Source organism: Paraburkholderia phymatum (genome assembly GCF_040965635.1).
Taxonomy (GTDB): Bacteria; Pseudomonadota; Gammaproteobacteria; order Burkholderiales; family Burkholderiaceae; genus Paraburkholderia; species Paraburkholderia phymatum_B.
Window position 1 is genome coordinate 40,425 of record NZ_JBFRCH010000037.1, and the last position, 19,647, is coordinate 60,071.

Genomic DNA, 19,647 nt, shown 5'->3' on the forward strand with positions numbered 1-19,647 from the left:
CGAAAAAAAACGGACCGCGAACGGTCCGCTTCTTCGAACGACACATCGGCACCGCTTACTGCTTCGCGACCTGCTCCTTTGCATCGGCGCTGCCGACGTCCGTCTTGACGTCGCCCCACCCGCCGCCGAGCGCGCGAACGAGGTTCACCGTCGCGACCGCCTGCGTGCCCGACAGATGGCTCAACTGCAACTGCGATTGCAGCACCTGCCGCTGCGCGTCGATCACGTCGAGATAGCTGACCTGCCCTTCCTGATACTGCGTCTGCGAAAGATGCGCGGCGCGCTGCGATGCGTTGACGGCATCCGTCTGCTCGCGCGTCTGATCGCCGAGCAGACGCAGATCCGACAGATTGTCCTCGACCTCGCGGAACGCAACGAGCACCTGCTGACGATACGACGCGACGTCCTCGTCATACTTCGCGCGCGCGTTCGCGAGATTCGCCTTGCGTCGGCCGCCGTCGAAGAGCGGCACGGTCAGCGCCGTGCCCGCAAACGGCCCGAGCAGGAACGCGCGGCTCGACCACTGGAACAGATCGCCGAGTGTCGCCGACTCGAAGCCGAACGCACCCGTGATATCGAGCTTCGGGAAGAACGCCGATTTCGCGAGACCGACACGCGCGTTCGCGGCAGCCATCGCGCGCTCGGCCGCCGCGATGTCGGGGCGGCGCTCCAGCAGCGCGGACGGCAAGCCGGCCGGCACGCGCGCCTTCACGGGCGCAAGCGGCGTCTCGGGGAACGAGAAGTCGGCGGGCGGCTTGCCGAGCAGGATCGCGAGGCTGTGCTCGGACGCCGCGCGCTGACGCGCGACGCCGACGGCATCGGCGCGCGCCGTCGCCAGTTCGTTGCGCGCGCGCGAGACGTCCAGCTCGTTGATGTCGCCTTCCTTGAAGCGGCGCTCGACGAGCTTCAGCGCGTCCTCGCGCAGCGTCACCGTCTGACGATACAAGCCCAACTGCGTATCGAACTCGCGCAGCTGGAAGTAGTTCTGCGCGACATCCGCCTGCAACGCGAGCTGCACCGACAGAAACAGCGCCTCGCTCTGCTGCTCGTCGGCGCGCGCTGCGTTCACATTTGAACTCACGCGACCGAACAGATCGACCTCATACGACACCGTCGTCTGCGCGCGCCACAGCGTTTGTGTCGGCACATTCGCGTCGTTCGGCAGATTCTGCGAAGCGGGCGACAGGCGCTCGCGCGTCGGCCCGAACCCGGCATCGACGGACGGGAACCACGCGGAGCGAGCTTCCCTTGTCAGCGCACGCGATTGCTGCACGCGCGCGGCGGCCGCCTTCAGGTCCTGGTTCGCATCGGCCGCCTGCTTCTCCAGATCGTTCAGCGTCGTATCGCCGAAGATCGCCCACCATTCGCCGCGCTGCGCTGCTTCATTCGGCTCCGCGGGCTTCCACGTGCCGGCTTCGCTGGCGGGCAATGCCGCAGCGGGGGCCGATGCGCCATCCGTCGTCGCCGCCGATACAGGCGCTTCCTTGAACGCAGCGGGAGTCGGCGCGTCGGGCCGGTGATACGTCGGCTCGACCGAGCACGCCGCCAACAGCAGCATCAGCAACGCGCTCGCCGCCGCGCGGCCCGCGCCGCGCATCTGTTCAAACCTTGTCATTATCGTTTTCTCCATCATGCGTCCGTCGTGTGCGCGACGAGATGCGGCGCGTCCTTTTGCGCAACGTGAATCTTGCCGCCCGCCAACGTCCGCAGCACCACGTAGAACACGGGCGTCAGCATCAGACCGAAAAGCGTCACGCCGAGCATCCCGAAGAACACGGCCACGCCCATCGCGTGACGCATCTCGGAGCCTGCCCCGCTCGACACGACCAGCGGCACCACGCCCATGATGAACGCGATCGACGTCATCAGAATCGGGCGCAGACGCATGCGGCTCGCTTCGATGGCGGCTGCCATCGGCGTGCGCCCGTCGTGTTCCAGTTCACGCGCGAACTCGACGATCAGAATCGCATTCTTCGACGCAAGCCCCACGAGCACCATCAAGCCGATCTGCGTAAAGATGTTGTTGTCGCCCTGCGTGAGCCACACGCCGGCAAGCGCGGACAGTACGCTCATCGGCACGATCAGGATCACCGCGAGCGGCAGCGTCAGGCTCTCGTACAGCGCGGCGAGCACGAGGAACACCAGCAGCACGCTGATCGGGAACACCCACAGCCCCGCATTGCCAGCAAGGATCTGCTGATACGTGAGGTCGGTCCATTCGAACTTCACGCCCTTCGGCAGCACCTGCGCCGCGATGCGCTCGGCGGCCGCCTGCGCTTCGCCCGACGAGAAGCCCGGCGCCGGACCACCGTTGATGTCGGCGGCCGTATAGCCGTTGTAGCGCACGACCATTTCGGGGCCATACGTCGGCGTCACCGTCACGAGCGATGACAACGGCACCATCTCGCCATTCACGTTGCGCGTCTTCAGTTGCAGGATGTCGTCGGCGCGTTGACGGAACGGCGCATCCGCCTGCACGCGCACCTGGTACACGCGGCCGAAGCGGTTGAAGTCGTTCACATACAGCGAGCCAAGATACACCTGCATCGTGTTGAACACATCTGTCACGGGCACGCCGAGCTGCTTCGCCTTCACGCGATCGAGATCGACGTTGAGTTGCGGCACGTTGATCTGATAGCTCGAAAACGTCGGGCCGAGTTCGGGCGTCGCCGAGGCTTTCTTGATGAACGCTTCCGTCGCCTTGTTCAGCTCTGCATAACCGAGCGCGCCATGGTCCTCCAGCTGCATCTTGAAGCCGCCCAGCGTACCGAGACCGAGCACGGGCGGCGGCGGGAACACCGCGACGAACGAGTCCTTGATCGCGCCGTATTGCTGGTTCAATGCGCCCGCAATCGCGCCCGCCGACAGCGCCTTACCCTTGCGCTGATCGAACGGCTTGAGCGCGACGAACACGATGCCCGCGCTCGAACTGTTCGTGAAGCCGTTCACAGACAGGCCGGGGAACGCCACCGCGTTTTCCACGCCCGGCTGCTTCAGCGCAATCGCGCTCATGTCGCGGATCACCTTCTCGGTGCGGTCAAGCGATGCGCCGTTGGGCAACTGCGCGAACGCGATCAGATACTCCTTGTCCTGCGCCGGAACGAAGCCGCCCGGCACGACACGCGACACGAGCACCGTCAGACCGAGCAGCACGGCATAGACGACGAGCATCGCGCCCTTGCGCTTGAGCACGCCGTTGACGCCGCGTCCGTAGCTGTCCGAGCCGCGATGGAACACCTTGTTGAACGCCTTGAAGAAGCGTCCCAGCACGCGGTTCATCACGCGCGTGAGAATGTCTTCCTTCGCGCCGTGACCGCGCAGCAGCATCGCCGACAACGCGGGCGACAGCGTCAGCGAGTTGAACGCCGAGATCACCGTCGAAATGGCGATCGTCATTGCGAACTGCTTGTAGAACTGACCCGTCAGACCGCTCATGAACGCGAGCGGCACGAACACGGCGACCAGCGTGAGCGCGATTGCGATGATCGGCCCGCTCACTTCCTGCATCGCCTTATAGGTTGCATCGCGCGCACTGAGCCCGCGCTCGATGTTCCGCTCGACGTTCTCCACGACCACGATCGCATCGTCGACCACGATGCCGATCGCAAGCACCATCCCGAACAGCGACAGCGCATTGATCGAGAAGCCGAACGCGAGCAGCAGCGAGAACGTGCCGACAATCGACACGGGCACCGCGATCAACGGAATGATCGACGCGCGCCACGTTTGCAGGAACACGATCACCACGATCACGACGAGCGCAATTGCTTCGAGCAGCGTGTGCACGACGGCCTCGATACTCGAACGCACGAACTGCGTCGGGTCATAGACGATCCGGTACTCGACACCAGCCGGGAAATCCGCGCTCAGCTCCTTCATCGTCGCGCGGACTTCGTCGGAAATCTGCAGCGAGTTCGCACCCGGCGACTGGTTGATCGCCATTGCAACAGCCGGCTTGTTGTCGAGCAGCGAGCGCAAGCCATATTCCGAAGCAGCAAGCTCGATGCGCGCGATGTCGCGAAGGTACGTGACGGCACCATCGGGTGCGGTCTTCACGACGATGTCGCCGAACTCGCCCTCCGTCTTCAGACGGCCACGCGCATTGACGGACAGTTGCAGCGGCGTGCCCGGCACCGAAGGCGACGCGCCGATCACGCCCGCCGCGACCTGAATGTTCTGCTCGCGAATTGCGTTGACGACTTCCATTGCCGTCAGATTGCGTTGCGCGACCTTCTGCGGATCGAGCCACACGCGCATCGAGTAGTCGCCTGCGCCCCACAACTGCACCTCGCCGACGCCCTTGATCCGCTCGAGACGGTCCTTCACGTTGAGCAGCGCGTAGTTGCGCAGATACGTCATGTCGTAGCGGTCGTTCGGCGAGATCAGGTGGACGACCATCGTCAGCGTCGGCGAACTCTTTATCGTCGTCACGCCGAGACGCTGCACGTCTTCCGGCAAACGCGGCAATGCCTGGTTCACGCGGTTCTGCACGAGCTGCGTCGCGAGGTCGGGATTCGTGCCGAGCTTGAACGTGACCGTCAACGTGAGATTGCCGTCGCTATTCGCCTGCGACTGCATGTACAGCATGTTTTCGACGCCGTTGATCTGCTCTTCGAGCGGCGACGCGACAGCTTCGGCGATCACCTTCGGGTTCGCGCCCGGATACTGCGCATGCACCACCACGGAAGGCGGCACCACTTCCGGGTACTCGGAGATCGGCAGCTGGAACAGCGCGATCATACCCGCGAGCAGGATCACGACCGATAGAACACCAGCAAAGATGGGGCGGTCGATGAAGAATTTGGATATGTTCATGTGAAGCTCTTGATGTTGGAGCGCCTACGGCTTTCTACGCATGCATCGAAGGATTGCGTCGGCTGGCCGGCGCTCACGACGCCTTGTGCGTCTTCGCGCGCGGCTGCGATTGCGCCTGCGTTTGCGGCGCCGATTGCGTAGTCGATTGCGCTTGCGGTTCGGTGTGCTTCTGCTTCGTTGCGTCGAGTTGCGCGTCTTTTTCTGCTTTCGCGTCGTCGGCAACGGATGCGCTGTCGGCGTCGCCGTTGCCCATCGCCACCATGTGCGCGCGAATCTGCGCACCCGGACGCACGCGCTGCGTGCCGTTCACGACGATACGATCGCCCGGCTGCAACCCGCTTTTCACGACGCGCAGATTGCCTTGCAGATCGCCGAGCTGCACTTCGCGATACGCAACGTGTTCGTCCTTGTCGACGACGAACACGAACTTCTTGTCCTGATCCGTGCCGACGGCGGCATCGTCGATCAGCAGCGCCGAATGCGGCGCGCTGCCGCCCACTTTCACGCGCGCATAGAGGCCCGGCACCAGCGAGCCGTCGCCGTTGTCGAAACGCGCGCGCACGCGGATCGTGCCAGACGACGTATCCAGCCGGTTGTCGACGGATTCGATCGTGCCCTTGCGCGAGTAGCCCGTTTCGTTCGCGAGGCCCAGTTCGACGGGCACCTTGCTGTCGTTCTTCACCTGGCTGATGTAGCGCAGATACGTCTGCTCGTCGGCGTCGAACTCCGCGTAGATCGGCGACACGGACACGAGCGTCGTCAGCGGCGCGGCGCTTGCGCCCGCGTTCACGACGTTGCCGACCGTGATCTCCGCGCGCGAGACGCGGCCCGCGACGGGCGCGACGATCTTCGTGTAGCCGAGATTGATCTGCGCGGCTTCGAGCGCCGCTTGCGCCGCCTTCACGTTCGCGTTCGCTTCGCGCGCGCCGTTCTGCTTCTCGTCGTAGTCGCGCTTCGCAATCGCGCTATCGCCGATCAGTCGCTGCGCGCGCTCCCAGTCGCTTTGCGCGTAGCCCGCGCGCGACTGCGCCGCCGCAAGCTGCGCCGCCGCGCGATCGACTTCCGCCTGGTACGGGCGCGGATCGATCACGAACAGCACGTCGCCCTTCTTCACGAGCGCGCCGTCCTGGAAGTTCACCGACACGATCGTCCCCGACACGAGCGGCCGCACGTCGACTCGTTCGACGGCCTGAAGACGGCCCGAATAGGTTTGCCAGTCGGTGATCGTTTTCTGCACGACAGTGGCGACATCGACTTCGGGGACGATCGTCGGCGCGGATTGCGCGGGCGCGCGCGCATCGACGCGAATCGCGCCAAACGTGCCGAGCCCCGCGATCACGATGACGGCCAGCGCGGCGAGCGCCAGCTTCGAACGCGAGAGAGGAAAAACAGACATGTCAGACTCCGGAATTTAGTTGAGAAGTTTGTTTATCGGAGTGAGCGCTCGTCGAAGCGCCACTGGAAGAATCGAACGGCCTCTAGCAGCGCCGCGGAATGGTTGGCGAGCGCCGCGTGCGACACGCTCGGATAGCGCACCACCTGCGTCTGCACGCCCGCTTCGATCAGATTGCTCGCGTACTTCTCCGCTTCGACGTGCAGCACGTCGTTTTGCGCGGTCGCGATCAGCGTCGCGGGCAAGCCCTTGAGCCGCACCGATTCGAGCGGCGCCGCATACGGGTGCATGCGCTGCGCCGCTTGCGGCAGATACGCGCGATAACACGCGGCGCATTCGCTCGCGGTGATGTCCGAGCTCAAGCGCTTCTCGTCGCCAAGACGCGTGAGACTCGGGTCGAGCATCGGGCCGAACAGCGCCTGCGCATCGATGCGCACATCGCCGCGATCGCGGCCGATGAACGCAAGGCAATTCGCTAGCGAACCGCCCGCATCGTGACCCGCGACGCCGATCTTCTTCGTGTTGCCGCCGAACGCGCGTGCGCGTGTCTGCACCCACAGCGCCGCGCGATGGGCATCTTCGGGCGCGGCGGGAAACGGAAACCGCGGCGCGAGCGAATAGCCGACCGACACGACGAGTGCGGGCGTGTGCTGCGCGAAATAACGCGCGGCGAAATCGGCTTCTTCGAGCGAGCCGCGCACGAAACCGCCGCCGTGGAAATAGAGCAGGATTGGCAAGCCATTTTTTGCAGCGGCCCGCCGGTAAAGGCGCAATGTGATGTCCTGCGCGTAGCCTTCTATCTGCACGTCGGTGACATCGAGCGACGCAGCGTTTTCCGCCAGGCTAGTGGCCGGCGGTACAAAGGTGTGGCGCGGGTTGAATGCATCCATGTCGAACAGCGCAATGCGCGAAGCTATCGAATGGTGCGAATTGTGGGTCCAGCAGACTTCCAAATAAATGCCTATAATCCGGCAACACAATTCGGTGCACCTGAACAATCGAAAGGCTTTATTCGGCGCCACCGCCAACTAAAGCGGATGCTTCACCAGTGCTCCGGCTCTTTCGGAGGTTTGCAATGGACCGGCTCCAGGCCATGCAAGTGTTCACCCGGGTCGTCGATACGAACAGCTTCACCCGGGCAGCGGAAACGCTCGATCTGCCACGCGCTTCCGTCACGACGATCATCCAGAATCTCGAAGCTTTTCTCGGCACGCGCCTGTTGCACCGTACGACGCGCCGGCTGTCGCTGACGCCCGATGGTGCCGCGTACTACGAGCGTTGCGTGCGCATTCTTGCCGACGTCGAAGAGACGGAAGCGAGTTTCCAGAGCGGCAACAAGAAGCCGAGTGGCAAGCTGCGCATCGATATGCCGGGATCGATCGGACGTTTGCTCGTCATTCCCGCATTGTGCGAATTTCACACGAAGTATCCGGATATCGATCTGCAACTCGGCTTGTCGGATCGCCCTGTCGATCTCTTGCAGGAAGGCGTTGATTGCGTGGTGCGCGTCGGCGCGCTGCAGGATTCGTCTTTGGTAGCACGACGGATAGGGTTATTCGAAGGCGTCACGTGCGGAGCGCCGGCGTATGTCGAGCGCGCGGGCATTCCTCAGACGCTCGAAGATCTCGAGCACCACAAGGCCGTCAATTATTTTTCGAGCCGCACGGGCCGGATTATAGACTGGTCGTTTCTCGTCGACGGCAAGGAAATCGAAGTGAAAATGAAGGGCCTGGTGTCCGTGAATGATGCGGACGCTTACGTGACGTGCGGCCTCGAAGGCTTCGGCCTGATCCAGCCGCCGCTCTTCATGGTGCTGCCGCATCTGCGCTCGGGCCAGCTGGTCGAAGTACTGCCCGATCTGAAACCGCTGCCGATGCCGATTTCCGTCGTGTATCCGCATAGCCGGCATCTGTCGTCGAAGGTGCGTGTATTCGTCGACTGGATTGCGGAGCTGTTCGACGGTTGTCCGCTGTTGAGCGGCCGTGCGAGCCTCGACAAGACCTGCTCGCAGCGCACGTTCGAACAGAAAGAGTCCGCGCCGGACATCAAGACACCCGTCATGTCGGAGTGGGTCGCGTAGTGCGCGCGGCCTTTGTCTTAAAAGGACGATCGCGGCTTCGCGCCGCGATTGTTCCGAAATCACGACAATTCATTTCACGAAAGTCGGGTTTATCGACCGCACGTCGAAGCCTACATTTCACCCTGTCGCGGCGCCCGATCGAGGCGCGGCAAACAGCTACAGGAGTGAATCATGAAGCGCAATCTACTGGCAGGTCTTGTTCTCTCGCTGCTCGTCAGCGCACCGGCATTCGCTCAAGGCGGTGGCGGCATCGGCCGCGCAGGCTCGTACAACGATCAGTGGTGGCAGCATTCGGAGGGCGCATCGGCGCAGAAGTCGCGTGCTGAAGTTCGCGCGGAAGTCGCCGATGCATATCGCGACGGCACGCTGCCCTCGCTGAACAAGACCTCCTATCCGGAACAAGGTCTCGTTGGCCGCACGCAAGCGGAGCGTCTCGCCGTGCAGAACGACGAACGAGAACAGCGCAGCGTGCGCGTCGCTCGCGGCCAGTAAGCCCAATCTTCGTTTTAATTGCAGGAGCCGATCATGAGCCCGTCAGAACTCGATGACTGGAATGCGGACATTCCCGTGTGGACGCCTTATCGTGCACATTGAGTTGCACAGCGCGTGCGCAATCAGTGCACGGTAAGCGTGCATGAAAGCACTGTGCAATAGCAAAGCGCTCAATCGCTTTTATACGATTGAGCGCTTTGCGCTTCCAGATGCTGATTTGATGTCTTGCGTTTTAGCGTTAGCGTTGCGGCACGCCATCGCGCCATTCGCCCCAATGCGACGCGATATCCTGCACGAGCGGATTACCCGCGCGATAGAGGTTTTCGAGTGCAATATTGAAGCCGCCTTGCGCAGCGTAGTTGAGCAGATTGTCCGCGCTCGTCTGCCCATCGTATGGACGATCGAAATCCGAACCCGCACGCAATACGGCCACGCGATTCAGATCGACACGATGCACGCTCGCCGCGCGTTTCAGCGCTTCATAGGTCGCATTGTCTTCCTGCTGCGTCGTGCAGTAGACGCCCTTGCCGTCCGTGAGAATCTTCGTCCATTCGCGCGCGCGTTCGCCTAGCTTTGTGCCGGACCACCATGTATCGCCCGCAAGCGTGTCGCACTGAATGACAGCGGGCGGACGATTAGCAGGCGCGTAATTGTATTTGGCGCGCGCCGCCTGTGCTTGCGGATTGTCCGAAAGCACCACGCTACGCGACAGCGCAAAAGCCGTATCGGCGAGTCGTGGATTCAACTGGAACACTTCCGTTCTGTAGTCGAGCGGCGGCTTGTCTGTCGGGCTTTTCGTATTGATGCCGAGATAACCGGTATTCCAGCCTGAAGGAATTTCGCGTCCGTCTATTTCCCATTGAATGCCGAAATCGACAAGGTACCTGGCCCAGGCAGCGGAGCCAACCGTGCCCTGAATTGGATCGATACCCGCAATGCCCGCGACCATGAAATACGTGTGCCGCAAATCGAAACGTGATGAAAATGCGAGCGCCATCGTCGATGCAGCGGCATTCGCGTGACCCATGCCCGTCGTCATCACGCAGATGTCCTGCTTGTTGCAATGAATGGCGGGATAATCGGGCGAAAGACCCGCGACGGAAATGTCCTGCCACGGGCCCAGCGTGTCGAGCCACACCTGCCCTTCCGGCCCGAACATCGAAATGATCATCACCTTGACGGGACGGCCTTTCGACTCGCCATTGCCTTGAGCGAAGCCGTCGTCATCCTGCGCGTTCGCGAGAGGCGAAATGGCCGAGCATGCGGCCAATGCCAATGCGGTTAAAGCTCCAGCCGTGCGAGTCACCATGACAAATCCTTCCTTTATGCGTATTCGTCGATTGGGAATGGAATGCATGCCCTCGCGGAAAAGGGCGGAGCTAAGTATAGAAGGCATTCAATTGTTTTCCATTAGCCAATTTCCGAATTAGCGAATCGAATAGCTATTGCGCATAAAAGAAAGGTAAATATAAAGAATCATCGCGTTTTAATCGAGCGAAGCCTCGGTGCGCACTCTCGGCACGTCCGGTTCGAAAAAGACCCATCGCACCTGCGGAAACTTCGCTTGAATATCTGCTTCAACGACATTGATCGCATCGACCATTGCGCGGCCGCTTTCGTAATCGATCATCTCCGCCTGCACCGCGACCACCACGTGCCGGCCCCATTGCAGCGTGATCAGATTGATGATGCTGCGAATCTCGTTGCGTGTACGCAGATGCGCTTCGATCGCGCGCCGCACTTCCGGGCTCGCGGATTCGCCGATGATCATCGACTTCACCTCGCGCGCAACCAGGAACGCGATCACCATCAGCAGCACGCCCACGCCGATCGAGCCCCACGCGTCATACGCGGGATTGCCCGTCACCATCGTGGCAAGCACTGCGGCGAATGCAATCGCGAGACCCAGCAGCGCGGCCACGTCCTCGCCCGTGACGACGAGCAGCTCCGATTCGCGCGTCTCGCGAAACCATCGCCACATCGATTTGTCTGGGTTCGTCTTGCGGATTTCCTTGAGCGCGCCCATCAGCGAAAACGCTTCGAGCACGACCGACACGCCCAGCACGCCGAGCGCGATATACGCATGCGACAACGGCTCGCGCGCGACGAGCCGATGCGCGCCTTCATAAACGGAAAACACCCCGCCGACGAAGAACAGCAGCAACGCGACGATCAGCGAATAGAAGTAGATCGCGCGTCCCGCGCCGAGCGGATGCAACAGGCTTGCCGGCCGGCGCGCCTGCTTCAGGCCGAATAGCAGCAGCAACTGATTGCCGCAATCGGCCGTCGAGTGAATCGCTTCGGCGAACATCGAGCCCGAGCCCGTGAATGCCGCCGCGGCGAACTTGCACAGTGCAATGCCGAGGTTCGCCGCGAGCGCGTAAAAAATGGCCTTCGGTGATTCTTCTGTCATGGGCTCTTCGTGTTGTCGTGATGCGAGGGAAGCGAAGCAGGATCAGACGACTTCGACGCTCGGCGCGCCATCGTGCAGTTCGCCGATCACGGCCGCGCGATCGAAACCATCGGCGCGGAAGATCGCGAGCACCTCATCGACGACGGACGGCGAGCACGACACGAGCAGGCCACCCGACGTCTGCGGATCGGTGAGCAGCGTGCGTGCCGTCGCGGGCAGGCTGTCGGCGAGACGCGCGTCTTCGCCATACGAAGCCCAGTTGCGGCCCGATGCGCCCGTGAACGTGCCCGCCGCCGCGAGTGCATCGACGCCCGCGATCCACGGCAGATCGGCGTAGCGCACACGCGCCGTCAGCTTCGCGCCGCGCGCGAGTTCGAGCGCATGGCCGAGCAGGCCGAAGCCCGTCACGTCCGTCATCGCGTGCACGCCGTCGAGCGCCGCGAGTTCGGTGCCTGGGCGATTGAGTTTCGTCGTCGCGGCGATCATCGCGGCGTAGCCCGCTTCGTCGAGCTGATTTTTCTTCAGCGCCGCCGACAGCACGCCGACGCCGAGCGGCTTGCCAAGCACGAGCACGTCGCCTGCCTGCGCCGACGCATTGCGCTTCACGCGCTGCGGATGCACGACGCCGAGCGCGGCAAGACCGTAGATCGGCTCGACGGAATCGATCGAATGGCCGCCCGCGACGGGAATGCCCGCCTGCGCGCAGACGTCCTCGCCGCCGCGCAGCACGGCCGCGATCACGTCGTGCGGCAACACGTTGATCGGCATGCCGACCAGCGCGAGCGCGAGGATCGGTTTGCCGCCCATCGCGTAGACATCGGAGAGCGCGTTGGTCGCGGCGATGCGGCCGAAATCATACGGGTCGTCGACGATCGGCATGAAGAAATCGGTGGTCGCGATGATCGCCTGCTCGTCGTTCAGGCGGTAGACGGCCGCGTCATCCGCCGTTTCCGTGCCCACCAGCAGGTCGGGAAACGACGGCATCGGCATGTTCCGCTTCAGCAGATCGGACAGCACGCCGGGCGCGATCTTGCAGCCGCAGCCGCCGCCATGCGACAGGCTCGTGAGACGCGGCACATCGGACGCAACGTTGGAAGTAGCAGCGGATTCGGTCATGATCGTTTAGCGAAGGATTGTCGATAACGACTATTATCGGGCAATCCGCCGCATCGCTGCCGAACAGGGCGCACGGGCATGCGCCGCATGCATGCGCGGCGGCGCGCGCCGTCTTCGGGCGCGCCGCCCTTCCCTTCCTCACTGGCGTTCGAGCGTCGCCATCGCGCCGACCACGACGAGCAGCATCGAAAGACTCGTGCCGCCTGCCGCGCGCAGGTCCGTCAGCAGTTGCGCATAGCGCCCGAGCACCGCTTCGCGCTTGCTGCGCCATGCGTCGACGACGGCTTGCGCGTCGTTCGCGTCGGGCGTTTCGGCGAGCGCGCCCGTGGTGAGCGCGCGCTTCAGGCGCCCGAGTTCGGCCAGCGCGCCCGCGCGCGCGATCACGTCCCAGTTCGCCGGCGTCGGCAGTTCCGCGGCGCGTTCGCCGATCCAGCCATAGTTCAGCTGCGTGCCCAACGCGAAATACACGCCCGCCACCAGCTCGATACTGCGCTGCGTCGCCGACGCGACTTCCGCGATATCGAGCAACGCGGCGGGAATGTCGCCGCTCGCCACGCGCACGGCAAGCTCGCTGTCGACGCCCGCATCGACGAGCACGCGCTGCCGCTCGGACAACGCTTCGATATCCGCCGCGGGCAGCAGCATCGGCAGTTGCGGCGCGAGCCGTTGCGCGGCATCGCGGCAACGCGTGATCAAATCGGTCACGCTCGCGTCCTTCACGTCGCCCGACTTCAGATGGCGCAGAATCCACAGCGCCGCGCGCTCCAGCAGCTTCGTGATCTCGACGAACATGCGCGCCTGCACGTCGTCGGCAACGCGGTTGTCGAGCGCATCGATGTTGCGCCATACGTCGTTCAGATCGAAGATGTCGCGCGCGACGATGCACGCGCGCACGATGTCGCCGGGACTCACATCGGCTTCTTCCATCATCCGCAGCACGAACGCGGGACCGACGCGATTGATCAGCGCATTCGTCAGATGCGTCGCGAGAATTTCGCGGCGCAACGGATGGCGCCGCATCGGCTCGCCGAAGCGCTGACGCAGCGGCTTCGGAAAGTAATCGACCAGCATGTCCGCGACGAGGGGATCTTCGGGCACATCGGATTCGAGCAGCGCATCGTAGAGCCACATCTTGCTGTATGCGAGCAGCACCGCGCGCTCGGGCGACGTCAAACCCTGTTTCGCCGCATGACGTTCGTTGAGTTCATCGTCGGTGGGCAGGAACTCGATCACGCGATTCAGGCGGCCATTGCGTTCGAGGTAACGCATCATTCGCGTTTCGACGTCGAGCATCTCGGCGGCGTAGCGTCCCGCAATCGACAGCGCCTGGGTCTGATAGTAGTTGTCCTGCAACACGAGCAGGCCGACTTCTTCCGTCATTTCGGCGAGCAGCGCATTGCGCTGCTTCTCCGTCATCTCGCCGTCCGCGACCACGAGGCCGAGCAGGATCTTGATGTTCACTTCATGGTCGGAGCAATCGACGCCCGCCGAATTGTCGATCGCATCCGTATTCACGCGGCCGCCGTGCTGCGCGAATTCGATGCGCCCCAGTTGCGTGAGGCCGAGATTGCCGCCTTCCGCAACCACCTTGCAGCGCAGATCGCAACCGTTCACGCGCACGGCGTCGTTGGTCTTGTCGCCGACCTGCGCATGCGTTTCGCGGCTCGCCTTCACGTAGGTGCCGATGCCGCCGTTGTACAGAAGATCGACGGGCGCATGAAGGATCGCGCGTATCAGTTCCGCCGGCGCCAGCGCGGCGGCCGTGATGCCGAGCATCGACTGCACGGCGGCCGAAAGCGGGATCGTCTTCGCGCTGCGCGCGAACACGCCGCCGCCCGCCGAGATCAGCGACGGGTCGTAGTCGGCCCAGCTCGAGCGTTCCAGTGCGAACAGACGCTCGCGTTCGGCAAAGCTCGCGGCAGGATCGGGATTCGGATCGAGAAAGACGTGCCGGTGATCGAACGCAGCGATAAGGCGGATATGCGGCGACAGCAGCATGCCGTTGCCGAACACGTCGCCCGACATATCGCCGACGCCGACCACCGTGAAATCGGTCGATTGCGTATCGATGCCCATTTCGCGGAAATGGCGCTTCACCGATTCCCACGCGCCGCGCGCGGTGATGCCCATTTTCTTGTGGTCATAGCCGACCGAGCCGCCCGATGCGAACGCATCGTCGAGCCAGAAGCCGTACTCTTGCGAAATCGCGTTCGCGTAATCGGAGAAGGTGGCCGTGCCCTTGTCGGCGGCGACGACGAGATACGGATCGTCGGGATCATGGCGCACGATATCGGGCGGCGGCATGATCGCGCCGGCCGAGAGGTTGTCGGTGAGATCGAGCAGGCCGCGCAGGAACGTCTGATAGCACGCGACGCCTTCGCGCATCCACGCTTCGCGATCGGTCGGCGGCGGCGGGTTCTTCACGACGAAGCCGCCCTTCGATCCGACGGGCACGATCACGACGTTCTTCACCATCTGCGCCTTCATCAGGCCGAGCACCTCGGTGCGGAAATCCTCGCGCCGATCGGACCAGCGCAAGCCGCCGCGCGCGACGCGTCCGCCGCGCAGATGCACGCCTTCGACGCGCGGCGAATACACCCATATTTCGAACATCGGCTTGGGCTCGGGCAGGCCCGGCACCTTCGCCGGATCGAACTTGAACGACAGATACGGACGCGGATTCCCGACCGCATCGCGCCGGTAGTAGTTCGTGCGCCGCGTCGCATTGATCACGCCGAGGAACTGGCGCAGGATGCGGTCCTCGTCGAGATTCGGCACCTGGTCCAGCGCGGCTTCGATCGTTTGCAGCATCTTGTCGATGCGCGCGTCGCGCGTCGCGCCCGTCGCCGGCTCCGAGCGCGCGACGAACAGATCCACCAGCATCCGCGCGATCGCCGGATTGCCCGTCAGCGCGCGCTCGATATACGCATCGCTGAAGGTCGAGCCGACCTGCCGCAAGTACTTCGCGTACGCGCGCAAGATCGTCACCTCGCGTGCGCTCAGTTGCGCGCGCAGCACGAGGCGATTGAAGTTGTCGTTCTCGATGTCGCCCGTCCATACGCGCTCGAATGCATCTTCGAACAGATCCTTCGCGCGCTCGATGTCGAACTCCGTGTCGTCGGCGAGCTCCAGGCCGAAGTCGTGAATCCACGCAGGCGCGGCACCCGTCGCCTGGATCAGATAGGGCCGCTCTTCATCGACGCGCACACCGAGATGTTCGAGCATCGGCAGGCTGCGCGACAGCGCGATCGGCTCGCCGACGCGATATACCTTGAAGCGGAATGAGCGCGGCCCCGATTCGATGGGACGATACAGGTTCATCGCAAGATGCTCGGTGCCCTGCACGCGCTCGATCAGTTCGATATCGCGCACGGCCGTGCGCGCCGGGTAGTCGTCGCGGTAGCCGGCGGGAAACGAATCGCCGTACTGCTGCAACAGGCGATTGCCCTGCTCTTCGCCAAACGCGTCGAGCAATGCGTCGGCGAGATCGTCCTGCCAGCGGCGCGCCACCTGGATGAGCCGCGCCTCGAGTTCGCGCGTATCGACGTCGGGCATCGCGCCCGGCTCCGCATGCACGACGAAGTGAATGCGCGCGAGCGTCGACTCGGATAGCAGCGGCGTGAATTCGGCGTTGGTGCCGTTGAACGCCGCCATCAGCAGCCTCGCGATGCGCCGGCGCAGATCGGTGTTGTACTTGTCGCGCGGCACGAACACGAGGCACGACACGAAACGGTCGAAGCGGTCGCGCCGCACGAACATCCGCGTGCGCTGATGCTCCTGCAAGCGCAGCACGCCCATCGCGGTGTCATAGAGCTGGTTCTCGTCGGCCTGGAAAAGCTCGTCGCGTGGGTACGTCTCCAGCACGGTCACGAGCGATTTGCCGAGATGCCCTTTCGGCAGAAAACCCGCGCGCCGCACGATGTTCGCGCATTTGCGGCGCACGATCGGAATCTCCGACGCCGGCGAGGTATAGGCCGTCGATGTGTAAAGCCCGATGAACCGCCGTTCGCCCGAAATCTTGCCGTCCGGTCCGACGAGCTTCACGCCGACATAGTCGAGATAGCCGGGACGATGCACCGTCGCGCGCGAATTGGCCTTGGTCAGAAAGATGGGAAGCGCGCCCGCGATGATGTCGGCGGCGGCGGGCGGCAACGGCGTCACGTCGGAGCCGCCCTGCGGCCGCATCGATTCGCGCAGAATGCCCGCGCCCGAGCCCGCCACGCCGCGCAAGCCGTACTGGCCGTCTTGCGTGACGAGTTCGTAGTCGCGCTGGCCGAGAAACGTGAAGTGGTCCGCGACCATCCATTCGAGAAACGCGCGCGCTTCGACGCCTTCCGGGCTCGTTTCGCGCACGGCCATGTCCTTGATCGTCGCGCGCGCGATCTCGACGATCTTCGGCCAGTCTTCGACGGCGGCGCGCACATCGCCGAGCACCTTCGCGATGTCGTTGCGCAATGCGTCGAGCTTCGCGGCATCGCCACAGCGATCCACTTCGAAATGAATGAACGACGCGAGTTGCGAGCGGCCGTCGTCCGAAGAAGAGGCGTCCGTTGGCGCTACGCGTTCGATGCCGCCGTCACTGCCGCGCCAGATCCGAAACACCGGGTGCAGCACCGAATGCAGCGAGAGGCCGAGGCGGTTGACGGCCATCGCCACGGAATCGACGAGGAACGGCATGTCGTCGTTGACGATTTCGATCACCGTGTGATCGGAGTGCCAGCCGTGCTGCTCGAGTATCGGGTTGTAGACACGCAGGCGTTCGCTGCCTGGCACGAAGCGCTGCGCGGTTTGCCAGTGCGCCATGGCCGCGCCGTACAGATCCGCGATGCCGCGGCTTTGCAGATCGTCCGCATCCGCGAAGTCGTAGTAGCGGCGCAGGAGTGGCTCGACGACCGTAAACGCCGGTTCGGGCAATCGCCCTCTTGCGAACTCGACGACATCGTTCAGCAGATGTACAACGGCTTCTTCGTTCTTCGCTTGCATGACGTCCTCCGCGATGGGCGACAATCGACTGCATCGATAGAAGCGCATTATGCACCCGTCGGATCGAAACCGATTGTGCGTGCGCACATCGAACGACATCGACCATGCTTGCTTGCGGCTGTGACAGAAGCGTGTCGGAACCAGGGCATAAAAGCCCTTTGGAAATAGATAAAAACGCTTCGTTTTGTTACCTGACGAACATGGCGAATCTGGCCCAGGGTTCTTCTTATTGGCGTCGTCGGCACCGATGCATTAGGCTTTTATGTTCCGCTTTTAAAAGGGTGAATCGAATACGTATAAAAGCCCTATCGCGGATCTCATCACCGCATTGACCAGCTAATCGAACTCTCCGCATTTGCACTCCCCGGCTGTCTGCACGAGCCAGCCGCGAATGCGCTCGACGGTCCATGCGGGGTCGTCGTGAGGCAGGTCGTGACCGGCCCACGGTTGCGTCCAGTGATCCGCGCCCCACGCGGCGGCCAGCGATGCCGAGCACGCCGGATCGACGAGCCCGTCTTCGCGCGACGACAGCACGAGCGTCGCGCACTCGGGCCGCCGCTTTCCCGCTCTGAAGCGCGCCGCCGCAAGCAGCTGGCGCAGCGCGTTCGCGCGGCTCACGGGCGCGCTCGCGCGAATGTCCGTCCATATCTTCAGGTCGGCGGCGCGCGTCTTGCCGTTGTTGCACGTCAGCCGGTGAATCACTTCCTCGGCGACGGACGGCGCATTCCAATGCCGCGCGGCGCGCAAGAGCCCCGGCCATGCCTTGGGACGCAACCTTTCGTCGAAACGGCTGAACGGCCGCATGCTGGTGTTGATCAGCACGAGCCTCGCGATTTCGGCGGGATGACGCTGCGCCCAGCAGGTTGCGACCATGCCGCCCAACGACATCGCCAGCACGCAATACGGCCCCGGCGCGCCGCGTTCACGAGCGGCCGCTCGCACGAAATCGACCATCTCCGCCACGCGCAGCGGCGCGCGCAGATGTGCGTACTCGCCGTTGCCAGGCAGGTCGATGGTGAGCACGCGCTCGCGCGGGTTTCCCATTGCCGGCGCAACGCCCGCGATGCCGTCGAGCGCCTCGCGCAACGCATCGGGCAGCGCGCCCCAGTGCCTCGCTTCGCGTGTCAGGCCACGCAGCAGAATCCACGTGTTCATTTGCGCTCGGACTTGTACCAGTGATCGATCGCGTGATCGAGCAGCTCGTCGCGGCGGTGGCCTCGTGGCAGCCAGCGCTGCGGCGCATACGCGGCGCGCGTCAGGAAATCGAGCAGATTCGCGTGACGCCGCAACACGCGCGCGGTGCGATGCGCCTTCACGGGATTGAACATCCCCTGTCGCGAGAAGATCTGCCGCGGATTCTTCTTGATCCACAGCCACGAGCCGAGTTCGAGTGTCATCGGCAGAAAGATGTTGGGCGGCGGCGTGCGATCGTAGGCCCAGTCCCACAGGTCGCCGTGCAGCAGGTATTGATGGCTCTGCGGCTCGAATATGTAGCCGTGGTGCGGATGCGCGCGCTCGAACATCGTCTTGAGCGCGTACATCTCCGGCAGATGCGGCATCGCGCGGCGCGTCTTCGCGTACGGAAACCAGATGCTGTCGGTCCAGCCGTAGCCCGAATGGCAATCGAGCGCGAACGACAGCGGCCGCACCGCGAGGTCTTCTTCGACGACGCGCAGCAGCGCCGCCGCCTCCACCTCCATCGGCGCGCCGCGCCGTCCGCGATACCACGGCAGCCACGAGCCGACGCGCTGTCCGCCCGCGAGCCACGGCACGCGCTCCTCCGCGTCCTGCGGTGCGTTGCGCATCAGGTCGACGCCGTTCGGATTCGCGCGCGTCGCGGCCCACATGCCGCCCGGATTGACGATCGGCATGAAGATGAGGCGGATCGATTGAAGCTGGCGCACGAGCAGTTCGTCCCATTCGAGCCGCCCGAGCAGCGCGCGCATGTAGTCGAGGACGAGTTGGGTGCCGATCCGTTCGAGCCCGTGGATGCCGCCGAAAAAGCCGATCGCGGGCGCCCGCGGATCGCGCGAGCCGATGCTCGCGGTGTGCACGCAGAAGGTCCTGCCGTGAGTGCGCGTTTCGCAAACGGTATGAATCTCGAAGCTGCCGCTGCCGACGTCGAGTATCGCCTTCAGATCTTCGTACTCCGTGAACGTATCGGGCAAAAAGCTGAGAGCGTGTGGCATGGGCGGCGCCCGTTGTGGAGGTTATTGGAGACGGCTCACGCGCTGATGCCTTCAACTATAGCGGTTCGCGCTTGCCAATGGATGACAGACGGCTGACGGCGCCGCGCCTGTCATACGCCTGACACATTGCAGCGCGTTTCGCGCCGTTTTGGGTCTCGTCTAAAAG

General features: G+C 63.7%; 12 protein-coding genes. 2 read left to right on the plus strand and 10 right to left on the minus strand.

The features are described 5' to 3' along the window. Positions 1–55: 55 nt before the first annotated feature. The 4 genes from AB4Y32_RS34230 to AB4Y32_RS34245 form a co-directional block, all read right to left on the minus strand. Complete coding sequence (locus tag AB4Y32_RS34230; RefSeq protein ID WP_368725544.1) at positions 56–1,615, minus strand: efflux transporter outer membrane subunit; 1,560 nt, start codon at positions 1,613–1,615, stop codon at positions 56–58. A 14-nt stretch (positions 1,616–1,629) separates the two neighbouring features. Continuing rightward, entirely contained in the window at positions 1,630–4,815 is a 3,186-nt protein-coding gene (locus AB4Y32_RS34235) for an efflux RND transporter permease subunit (RefSeq protein ID WP_368725545.1), read from the minus strand. Between the two features lie 73 nt (positions 4,816–4,888). After that, entirely contained in the window at positions 4,889–6,211 is a 1,323-nt protein-coding gene (locus AB4Y32_RS34240) for an efflux RND transporter periplasmic adaptor subunit (RefSeq protein ID WP_368725546.1), read from the minus strand. Positions 6,212–6,243: 32 nt separating this feature from the next. After that, on the minus strand, positions 6,244–7,098 hold the full coding sequence (locus AB4Y32_RS34245) for an alpha/beta hydrolase (protein WP_368725547.1): 855 nt from the start codon (positions 7,096–7,098) through the stop codon (positions 6,244–6,246). A gap of 185 nt (positions 7,099–7,283) precedes the next feature. Between AB4Y32_RS34245 and AB4Y32_RS34250 the strand changes: the two genes are divergently transcribed. Further along, a complete protein-coding gene (locus tag AB4Y32_RS34250) occupies positions 7,284–8,288 on the plus strand; it encodes a LysR family transcriptional regulator (protein WP_368725548.1) in 1,005 nt (334 codons plus the stop codon). A 171-nt stretch (positions 8,289–8,459) separates the two neighbouring features. Beyond that, positions 8,460–8,780 carry a DUF4148 domain-containing protein gene (locus AB4Y32_RS34255; protein WP_368725549.1) on the plus strand — a complete coding sequence of 107 codons (321 nt, stop codon included), beginning with the start codon at positions 8,460–8,462 and terminating at the stop codon, positions 8,778–8,780. Between the two features lie 238 nt (positions 8,781–9,018). On the opposite strand, the gene AB4Y32_RS34260 is transcribed toward AB4Y32_RS34255, so the two are convergent. The 6 genes from AB4Y32_RS34260 to AB4Y32_RS34285 all read right to left on the minus strand — a co-directional run bounded on the left by AB4Y32_RS34260 (position 9,019) and on the right by AB4Y32_RS34285 (position 19,481). Further along, the gene (locus AB4Y32_RS34260; protein ID WP_368725550.1) at positions 9,019–10,089 is read right to left on the minus strand and encodes a purine nucleoside permease; all 1,071 of its coding nucleotides are present in this window, start codon (positions 10,087–10,089) and stop codon (positions 9,019–9,021) included. Positions 10,090–10,266: 177 nt separating this feature from the next. After that, positions 10,267–11,193: a cation diffusion facilitator family transporter gene (locus tag AB4Y32_RS34265; RefSeq protein WP_368725551.1), complete on the minus strand. Its 927-nt coding sequence runs from the start codon at positions 11,191–11,193 to the stop codon at positions 10,267–10,269. A gap of 42 nt (positions 11,194–11,235) precedes the next feature. After that, complete coding sequence (gene selD, locus AB4Y32_RS34270; RefSeq protein ID WP_368725552.1) at positions 11,236–12,309, minus strand: selenide, water dikinase SelD; 1,074 nt, start codon at positions 12,307–12,309, stop codon at positions 11,236–11,238. Positions 12,310–12,447: 138 nt separating this feature from the next. Next, a complete protein-coding gene (locus AB4Y32_RS34275) occupies positions 12,448–17,292 on the minus strand; it encodes an NAD-glutamate dehydrogenase (protein WP_368725553.1) in 4,845 nt (1,614 codons plus the stop codon). Positions 17,293–17,628: 336 nt separating this feature from the next. Beyond that, the gene (locus tag AB4Y32_RS34280) at positions 17,629–18,447 is read right to left on the minus strand and encodes an alpha/beta fold hydrolase (RefSeq protein WP_368725554.1); all 819 of its coding nucleotides are present in this window, start codon (positions 18,445–18,447) and stop codon (positions 17,629–17,631) included. Continuing rightward, positions 18,444–19,481, minus strand: coding sequence for a M14 family zinc carboxypeptidase (locus AB4Y32_RS34285; RefSeq protein WP_368725555.1), 1,038 nt, complete (start codon positions 19,479–19,481; stop codon positions 18,444–18,446). The genes AB4Y32_RS34280 and AB4Y32_RS34285 overlap by 4 nt, the downstream gene beginning before the upstream one ends. Between the last annotated feature and the right edge of the window lie 166 nt (positions 19,482–19,647).

Coding starts and splice junctions, on each gene's coding strand:
- AB4Y32_RS34240 (WP_368725546.1), bottom strand. CDS start 6,211: ATGTCTGTTTTTCCTCTCTCGCGTTCGAAGCTGGCGCTCGCCGCGCTG.
- AB4Y32_RS34250 (WP_368725548.1), top strand. CDS start 7,284: ATGGACCGGCTCCAGGCCATGCAAGTGTTCACCCGGGTCGTCGATACG.
- AB4Y32_RS34260 (WP_368725550.1), bottom strand. CDS start 10,089: ATGGTGACTCGCACGGCTGGAGCTTTAACCGCATTGGCATTGGCCGCA.
- AB4Y32_RS34265 (WP_368725551.1), bottom strand. CDS start 11,193: ATGACAGAAGAATCACCGAAGGCCATTTTTTACGCGCTCGCGGCGAAC.
- selD (WP_368725552.1), bottom strand. CDS start 12,309: ATGACCGAATCCGCTGCTACTTCCAACGTTGCGTCCGATGTGCCGCGT.
- AB4Y32_RS34255 (WP_368725549.1), top strand. CDS start 8,460: ATGAAGCGCAATCTACTGGCAGGTCTTGTTCTCTCGCTGCTCGTCAGC.
- AB4Y32_RS34285 (WP_368725555.1), bottom strand. CDS start 19,481: ATGCCACACGCTCTCAGCTTTTTGCCCGATACGTTCACGGAGTACGAA.
- AB4Y32_RS34245 (WP_368725547.1), bottom strand. CDS start 7,098: ATGGATGCATTCAACCCGCGCCACACCTTTGTACCGCCGGCCACTAGC.
- AB4Y32_RS34230 (WP_368725544.1), bottom strand. CDS start 1,615: ATGACAAGGTTTGAACAGATGCGCGGCGCGGGCCGCGCGGCGGCGAGC.
- AB4Y32_RS34280 (WP_368725554.1), bottom strand. CDS start 18,447: ATGAACACGTGGATTCTGCTGCGTGGCCTGACACGCGAAGCGAGGCAC.
- AB4Y32_RS34235 (WP_368725545.1), bottom strand. CDS start 4,815: ATGAACATATCCAAATTCTTCATCGACCGCCCCATCTTTGCTGGTGTT.
- AB4Y32_RS34275 (WP_368725553.1), bottom strand. CDS start 17,292: ATGCAAGCGAAGAACGAAGAAGCCGTTGTACATCTGCTGAACGATGTC.